This window comes from Candidatus Pantoea floridensis (assembly GCF_900215435.1).
Classification (GTDB): Bacteria; Pseudomonadota; Gammaproteobacteria; order Enterobacterales; family Enterobacteriaceae; genus Pantoea; species Pantoea floridensis.
Genome location: NZ_OCMY01000002.1, coordinates 733,769 through 741,572 on the forward strand (window position 1 = coordinate 733,769; position 7,804 = coordinate 741,572).

Below are 7,804 nucleotides of genomic sequence, written 5' to 3' on the forward strand. Positions count from 1 at the left end.
CGCATTTATGCGCACCAGGGAAGAGATCGCCATAAATGGCGACCCTGCGCGATTATGGTCTGCGGAACAGCGCCATACTGCGTCCTTCCAGTTCGAAATCCTTCTCTTTGGTAATCACCAGGCCCTTTTCAACGTTGTCGGACGTGCTGAGTTCCAGCACCCAGCCGCCTTCGCCGAACTGGGGAATGCGGAACGGCACGTTGCCTTCGTAAGGGTTAAACAGCATCAGCACGTCGTGCCAAATGCCTTCTTCCGGTTGCAGATCTGGCCGGCCAAGATAAACCCCGAGCGTGGTGCCATCATCCCATTGGTCGGCCTGCTGGAACCCGCCGCCGGCGTTAAACCATTTGATATCCATCCCGTCGCGCCAGCTTTCGCGACGCAGCAGCGGCTGTTTGGCGCGGAGCGCCAGCACCTGACGCGTGAAATCGCGCAGCGCATCGGCGGAAGGCGGCAGATTCTCCCAATGAAGCCAGGAGATTTCGCTGTCCTGACAATAGCCATTGTTGTTGCCGAGCTGACTGCGGCCAAACTCATCGCCCGCCAGCAGCATGGGCGTACCGTGTGAAAACAGCAGCGTCGCCAGGAAGTTACGCTTTTGCCGCTCACGCACCGCGTTGATACCTTCATCATCGGTTGGGCCTTCAGCGCCATAATTGTACGAACGGTTCTCGTTGTGACCGTCGTTATTATCTTCGCCGTTGGCTTCGTTGTGCTTCTCGTTGTATGAAACCAGGTCGTTCAGCGTGAAGCCATCGTGAGCGGTGAGGAAGTTAATGCTGGCCCACGGACGGCGACCGCGCTGATCGTAGAGATCGCCGGAACCCAGCAGGCGCGCAGCAAAATCATTGGTGACCATGTCACCTTTCCAGTATTCACGCACCGTATCGCGATACTTATCGTTCCACTCAGCCCAACCCGGCGGGAAGCCGCCAACCTGATAACCACCCGGGCCGATATCCCACGGCTCGCCAATCAGTTTCAATTTGGAAAGCACCGGGTCTTGCATAATGGCGTCGAAAAAGCCGCCGCGCTGATCAAAACCTTCGGGTTCACGTCCCAGCACGGTACCAAGATCGAAGCGGAAACCGTCAACGTGCATGGATTCGGCCCAGTAGCGCAGCGAATCCAGAATCATTTGCAGCACGCGCGGATGCGAAGTATTGACGGTATTGCCGGTGCCGGTGTCATTGATGTAGTAGCGATGCTGGTCCGGCAGCGTGCGGTAGTAGGAGTAGTTATCGATGCCTTTAAACGACAGGGTTGGCCCCAGTTCATTCCCTTCAGCCGTGTGGTTGTACACCACGTCCAGAATCACTTCGATGCCGGCATCGTGGAAGGCGCGTACCATGTCACGGAAGCCCTGAATACCGCGCGGACCAAAATAACGCGTGGCCGGAGCAAAAAAGGCCAGCGTGTTATAGCCCCAGAAGTTTTTCAGGCCGCGATCCAGCAAATGCTGATCGTCCGGGAAACCGTGCACCGGCAGCAGTTCAACCGTGGTCACGCCCAGGCTTTTGATGTAATCCACCGATGCCTGATTGCTTAAGCCGTCGTAGGTACCGCGCATCTCGGCGGGAACCGCAGGATTAAGCTGGCTAAACCCTTTAACGTGCGCTTCGTAGATGACCGTTTTCGACCACGGTATGTTCGGTCGGTTGGCGTCCTGCCAGTCAAATTCGTTGGGATCGATCACGCGACATTTCGGCGTGAACGGCGCGCTATCACGCGTATCAAAACTTAAATCTTTATCTTCATGCAGCAAATCATAAGCGAAGTGTGATTCATCCCACTGCAGTTCTCCCGCCAGTTCGCGCGCATAGGGATCGAGCAGCAGTTTGTTGGGATTAAAGCGATGGCCATTTTCCGGCTCGTACGGGCCATGCACGCGATAACCGTACAGCGCACCCGGCTGCAAACCGGGAATATAGCCATGCCACACTTCATGGGTGTATTCAGGGAGATCGAAGCGGGCAATTTCATTCTCACCGCTTTCATCGTACAAGCAGAGTTCCACGCGCTCTGCGCAGGCCGAAAAGAGGGCAAAATTCACCCCCTCGCCATCAAAGTTAGCGCCAAGCACTTGTCCCGAACCTGCTGTAATTTCTGTAGGCTTACCATTTTCCATCTTTATTCCCTCAAACAGCGTTAACAGGCAATGCATTAGCTGCTAAGCAGCACTAACGGCGCGCTAGAGGCCGCCTCATCCAGCGGAATGTAATCGCCAATCGCCACCGTTTCGCCGGTCCACAGATTGCGGTAGTGACGATGTGCGAGCGATTCGGTCAGGACCACTTCCGTTTGCCCCCACTGCGCGTTGTTGAGACTCAAACGCGGCAGGATCACCAGCAGCGCGTTATTGCTGTCCTGGCGGGCAAAGGCGATGACTTTGTTTTGATGTTCACCGCTGGCGTTCAGCGGCTGATAGTCGCCATAGCGGAATAGCTGCGGCACATCACGCCGCAGATGCAATAGCCGTGCAATCACCTGCTGCTTAAGTTTGCCGCTTAGCCAGTGTTGTGCATCGTTAAAGTCGGGAGAGGCCGATTCATCAAACTGTTGTTGCAGCAGATCAAAATCTGGCGTCCGGCGGTTATCGGGATCGACCAGGCTAAAGTCCAGCGCTTCGCTGCCCTGATAAATATCCGGTACGCCCGGCGCGGTGAGCTTAATCACCGTTTGCGTCAGGCTATTGATCAACCCGGCCTGGATAAACGGCTGAAGCGCGTGGCTGAAATCGCTGAGGAACAGCTGATTGGCGGGCGAGAGTAGATGTCGGGCATACTCCAGCACCGCTTTTTCATACGCTGCATTACTCTCGGCCCAATCGGTACGCAGCTTGGCTTCACGCAGCGCTTTTTCGACAAACGGTAAAAAGCGCGCTTCCAGTTCGCTGGCATCTTGCGGTTGCAGCGTGGTGGGCCAGACGCCAGCCAGGGCTTGATACAGCATCCATTCCACCGCGGGCTCCGGCGCGGGTCCATCCTCCAGCTCAACCACCTGCGCATGATTAATCTGGCGCCAGCGCGTAACATTTTCCGCCCACGGCGAAGGCGCTTCGCTCAGCGTATAAAGGCGCGCGCGTGCATCTTCGCCGCGCTTCGTATCGTGCGTTGAGGTGGAGGAGATACCGTTAGGCTGCTGACGTTGGCGGTTTTGCATCTCGCGGTGAAAATGCGCCAGCGAGAAGGTGTGCGGTAGCGGCTCTGCGCCCACTTCATTGATCGCCAGCGCCACGTGATTACGAAAGAACAGCGTATCCTCCACCGATTTCGCCATCAGCGGGCCGGTCAGCTGCTGGAAGCGTACGCGGAACTCATGTGCTTCCTTTTCACTCTCTTCAGACACCGCGCCCAACAGAATCGCCTGCAGCAAACTCAGCACGGTTGGCGAGGCGCTGTTTTTCACGATCTCCAGCACCTGTTGCAGCAGTTCCTCACCCTCCAGCGGCATGCCGTCCTGCTGACCGTAGGTGCGATACACCGGGAAGGCGATGAGGATTTCGCGCAGCGCAACGTGTAGTTCCGCCTCACCAAGGTTGCGATGCTCTGAGCCTGCGATGTCGGTCGCCAGCTTAAGCAACCGAGCAAACTCCCCAGCGAAATTGCGATCCACCATCAGTTCACGCGCTACACGTAATCCGGCTGCAACGTCGTTGCGCTCGCCAGTCGTGGACTCATACGCCAAATGCAGCGTATCAATCTGCGTATCGTCGATCAGCGCGTGGGAGAGTGCGGCAATAAATTCGTAACCCGTGGTCCCCGCAATCGGCCAGTCGGCTGGAATGTGCTCGCCTTCTGCAAGGATTTTTTCCACCGTAATGTAGCAATCCGGGCCGGTGGCCTGACGCAGCTGCTGCAAATAGCCCTGCGGATCGGCCAAGCCATCGACGTGATCGACGCGCAAGCCGCTGACCGCGCCAGAGCGTACCAGCTCGAGAATCAGCTGATGGGAATCGGCAAATACCGCATCATCCTCAACGCGGACGCCCACCAGACCGGTGATCTCAAAGAAGCGGCGATAGGAGAGTTCGCTGCGCGCATCGCGCCAGTTCATTAGTCGCCACGGCTGCTGATCATGCAGCTCGGTAATGGCCTTTGCATCGGTGATGGCCAGCACCGCGTCGGCGCGATCCTGCCAGCTGGCTGGCGTGAGCGGATAATAACTGTCGTAATAGGCTAGCGCGGGGTTGCCGGTTTGCGGGTGCGGCTTAATGCTCAGCTCACCGTTTTCCAGCACGTTATCAAAGCTGTCGCCGAGAAACGGCAGCGTCAGGCGGCGCGACCAGTCAATATCGAAATGGCGCGCGTAACGGCTGGCTTCGCCATGCTCAATCACATCTCGCCACCAGCTGTTCTCCAGCGAGGCCGCCATATGATTGGGCACTATATCGAGAATTAACTCCATGCCCGCCTGTTTAAGCGCCTGGACCAGACGATCAAAACCTTCACGCCCGCCAATCGCCGGTTCGATTTCATTGGCATCGATGACATCGTAGCCGTGAGTCGATTCGGCGGTGGCGCTGAAAATGGGTGAGGCGTAAAGATGGCTGATGCCAAGACGTTGCAGATAGGGCACCAGCGCAGCGGCGCGATCAAAGGTCATGCCATTACGGAACTGAATGCGGTACGTCGCAGTTGGAATACTCATTTTGTAGCTCCCTGATCCAAACGCACCACGATGGCGTGTTGTGGCAATGCTTCAGCCTGTTGCGGCCAGGCGAAAATCGTCCTGCCCGGCATATCCGGCAACGGTTGGTGATGTTTTCCAATATTCAACGCCAGCGAGAGCTCACCCTGTGGGAAATGCCAGCTGACGGCAATAAAGCCCTCGGCGGTAGCCAGCACTTTGCCGCTATGACCACCGGCATCAGCCAGAAGCGGCACAATATGCTGCTGACGTAGCGCCAACAACTCGCGGGTAAACGCCAGCCACGCCTGGCCCTCTGGCGTTTCCAGCTTGTTCCAGTCGAGCTTCGAACGGGTAAATGTCTGCTCATCGTTGGGGTCGGGTACTTCTTCGTCATGTCCGGCGTGGCCGGTAAACTCTTTCGCACGACCCTCACGCACTGCTTTGGCCAAATCGCCGTGGAAATCGGTGAAGAACAGGAACGGATTAGTTTCGCCATACTCTTCACCCATAAACATCAGAGGGATATGTGGTGAAAGCAGCAGTGTGGCGAGCAGCACTTTGGTGCGATCGCTGCCTGCAAGGTTAATCAAGCGATCGCCCTGCGCGCGGTTCCCCACCTGGTCGTGATTCTGGATAAAATCCACAAACGCCACCGGCGGCTGGCTGGCGCTGGGCACACCGCGCCGCTGACCACTCTGCGGCGAAAGCTCGCCCTGATAGGCAAAACCTTCGGTGAGCACGCGTGCCACCAATTTTTCTGGTACGTCGGCAAAATCCTGGTAATAGGCGTGCGTTTCACCGGTTGCAAACACGTGTACCGCATTGTGGAAGTCATCGTTCCACTCGCCGCTGAACAAGGGCGCCTGACCTTGCCGATCGCGCGGATGCAGGAAGATGACATTGCGGCTATCTTCGGTCGTGAGGTGGATAGGGCGTTCGGGAATGGCCTGGCGAATGCGCTCGGCAATGTCGATCAGCACATGTTTGCTGGAACTGTCTTCAATTTGATCGATGGCATCGAAACGCAAACCATCAAGATTGAACTCCTGCAGCCAGTAAAGCGGCGCTTCCACGATATAACGCCGTGCCGCATCCACATCATAAGCAATGCCTGCGCCCCAGGGCGTCATGCGTTCCTGATGGAAAAATGCGGGCGCCAGCAGCGGCAGGTAGTTGCCTTCGGGGCCAAAATGGTTGAGCACGATATCCAGCACCACCGATAAACCGTGCGCGTGCGCGGCATCGATAAACGCTTTGAAATCATCAGGCGATCCGTAAGCCGCGTGGGGCGCATAGAGCAGGACGCCGTCATAACCCCAGCCGCGATTACCGCCAAACTGCGCAACGGGCAGCACTTCCAGCTGGGTGATACCTAGTTCGGCCAGCCACGGTAATTTGGCGATCGCCGCCTGAAACGTTCCTTCAGGCGTAAAAGTGCCAATGTGCAGTTCGTATACCACCGTTTCGTGCCATGGACGCCCTTGCCAGTGGGTGTGTTGCCAGCGGTAGTGTTTGGGATCGATCACCAAAGAGGCACCGTTAACCTCAGCTTTCTGCGCACGTGCGGCAGGATCCGGCACCACTGTACCGTCGGCCAGCACAAAGTTGTATTCTGCGCCCGGTGCCACGTCGTTGACGTTCAACTCAAACCAACCGTCTCCCACCTGCGTCATGGTGCGGTCATGGTCGGCAACGCTTAAGGTGATCTGCTGCTGGCCCGGTGCCCAAACACGAAAACGAACGCTGCCATCCGCAAGAATTTCAGCGCCCCAGGATTTTTCAAATGATCTGAATTCCATTCAATTGCCTCGTTTAGCCCACGCAGGGGCAATGGACGACATCAAGCGATTCGCTACTGGCTGATAAAGATATAAAAATCGAGATAAAAGTTAGGTCGGACAACAAATCATAGTCGATATTTTGGCCTTTTCTGGCGCGTACCAACGGATTTCAGGCCACTTTGGGAAATTATCGAATCAGAGGGGGATTTTAACGCTTCGTTTAGAATGAGATGAGGCTGCCAGCCGTGGCAACCTCATTGATTTCGCTCGCTGTGGGTCAGGCCGGTTTATGCTTAGCCTTGCGTTTACGCAGCTTATCAATCAATCGGTGCGCTTCGGCCTCAGTGGCGACCGCAGGCGATGATCCTTTCAGTGGCTTACGCGCGGTTTCACTCAGGGTTAACACGGTGATCAATCCAATCACGCCGGCACCCATCATGTAATAAGCGGGCATCATCGTGTTGTGCGTGGTATCCACCAGCCAGGCGGTAATTAATGGCGTGGTGCCGCCAAACAGTGATACCGACAAGTTAAAGCCAATCGCTAACGCACTGTAACGAATATCGGTGACAAATAGCGCGGGTAACGTGGCGGGCATGGTGCCGCTGAAGCAGGTATGCAATAGCCCCAAAACCGCCAATCCAGCAAAGACCAGCAGCATATTGCCGGTACCAATGAGCATAAAACTGGGAATCGCCAGCAAAATTAAGCCTAGCGCTCCTAAACCAATCACCGGACGACGGCCAATGCGGTCGGTGAAATATCCCCACATTAGTGTCAGGGGCATCATGATAAACATAATTACCATCACCAGCATCAGGCCGGATAATTCGCTCATCCCTAACACGCCGGTTAAATAGCTCGGCATGTAGGCGGTCAGCATATAATTTGAGACGTTAAACAACAGCACCAAGCCAATACATTTCAGCAGCGGTTTATGCTGATCGCGCAGCATCTGCCACACGCTGACACGCGGTTTGTTGTGCTCCAGCTCTTCGCGCTTATCCATGTGATCTTTAAACGCGGGGGTTTCTTCCAGTTTGAGACGGATATACAGGCCGAACAGCCCTAACGGCGCCGCGAGGAAGAACGGCACGCGCCAGCCCCAATCCATCATCGTTTGATGAGGCAAGAAGGCGATCATTGCCGTCACTAAGCTCGCGCCTAACAGGTAGCCAGCTAGCGTACCAAACTCGAGGAAGCTGCCCATAAAGCCGCGACGCTTATCGGTGGAATATTCCGCAATAAAGGTCGCGGCACCGCCATATTCGCCACCGGTTGAGAAGCCCTGCAGCAGGCGCGCGGCAAACAGCAGAATTGGCGCGGTAATACCAATGCTGGCGTAGCTGGGAATTAAGCCGATGCAGAAGGTGCCAATCGACATCATGATC

4 protein-coding genes are annotated in these 7,804 nt (G+C 56.1%); all 4 read right to left on the reverse strand.

The window, feature by feature from the left end; genetic code table 11:
* Positions 1 to 52: 52 nt before the first annotated feature.
* A complete protein-coding gene (gene glgX, locus CRO19_RS23955; RefSeq protein ID WP_097098321.1) occupies positions 53 to 2,128 on the reverse strand; it encodes a glycogen debranching protein GlgX in 2,076 nt (691 codons plus the stop codon).
* 35 nt (positions 2,129 to 2,163) lie between these two features.
* On the reverse strand, positions 2,164 to 4,650 hold the full coding sequence (treY, locus tag CRO19_RS23960; RefSeq protein WP_097098322.1) for a malto-oligosyltrehalose synthase: 2,487 nt from the start codon (positions 4,648 to 4,650) through the stop codon (positions 2,164 to 2,166).
* Positions 4,647 to 6,431 (reverse strand): malto-oligosyltrehalose trehalohydrolase, encoded by a 1,785-nt coding sequence (gene treZ / locus CRO19_RS23965; protein ID WP_097098323.1) that lies wholly within the window; start codon positions 6,429 to 6,431, stop codon positions 4,647 to 4,649. The genes treY and treZ overlap by 4 nt, the downstream gene beginning before the upstream one ends.
* 259 nt (positions 6,432 to 6,690) lie before the next feature.
* Positions 6,691 to 7,804, reverse strand: a 1,114-nt coding sequence (locus CRO19_RS23970) for an MFS transporter (RefSeq protein ID WP_097098357.1), incomplete at its 5' end; no start/stop codon positions are given.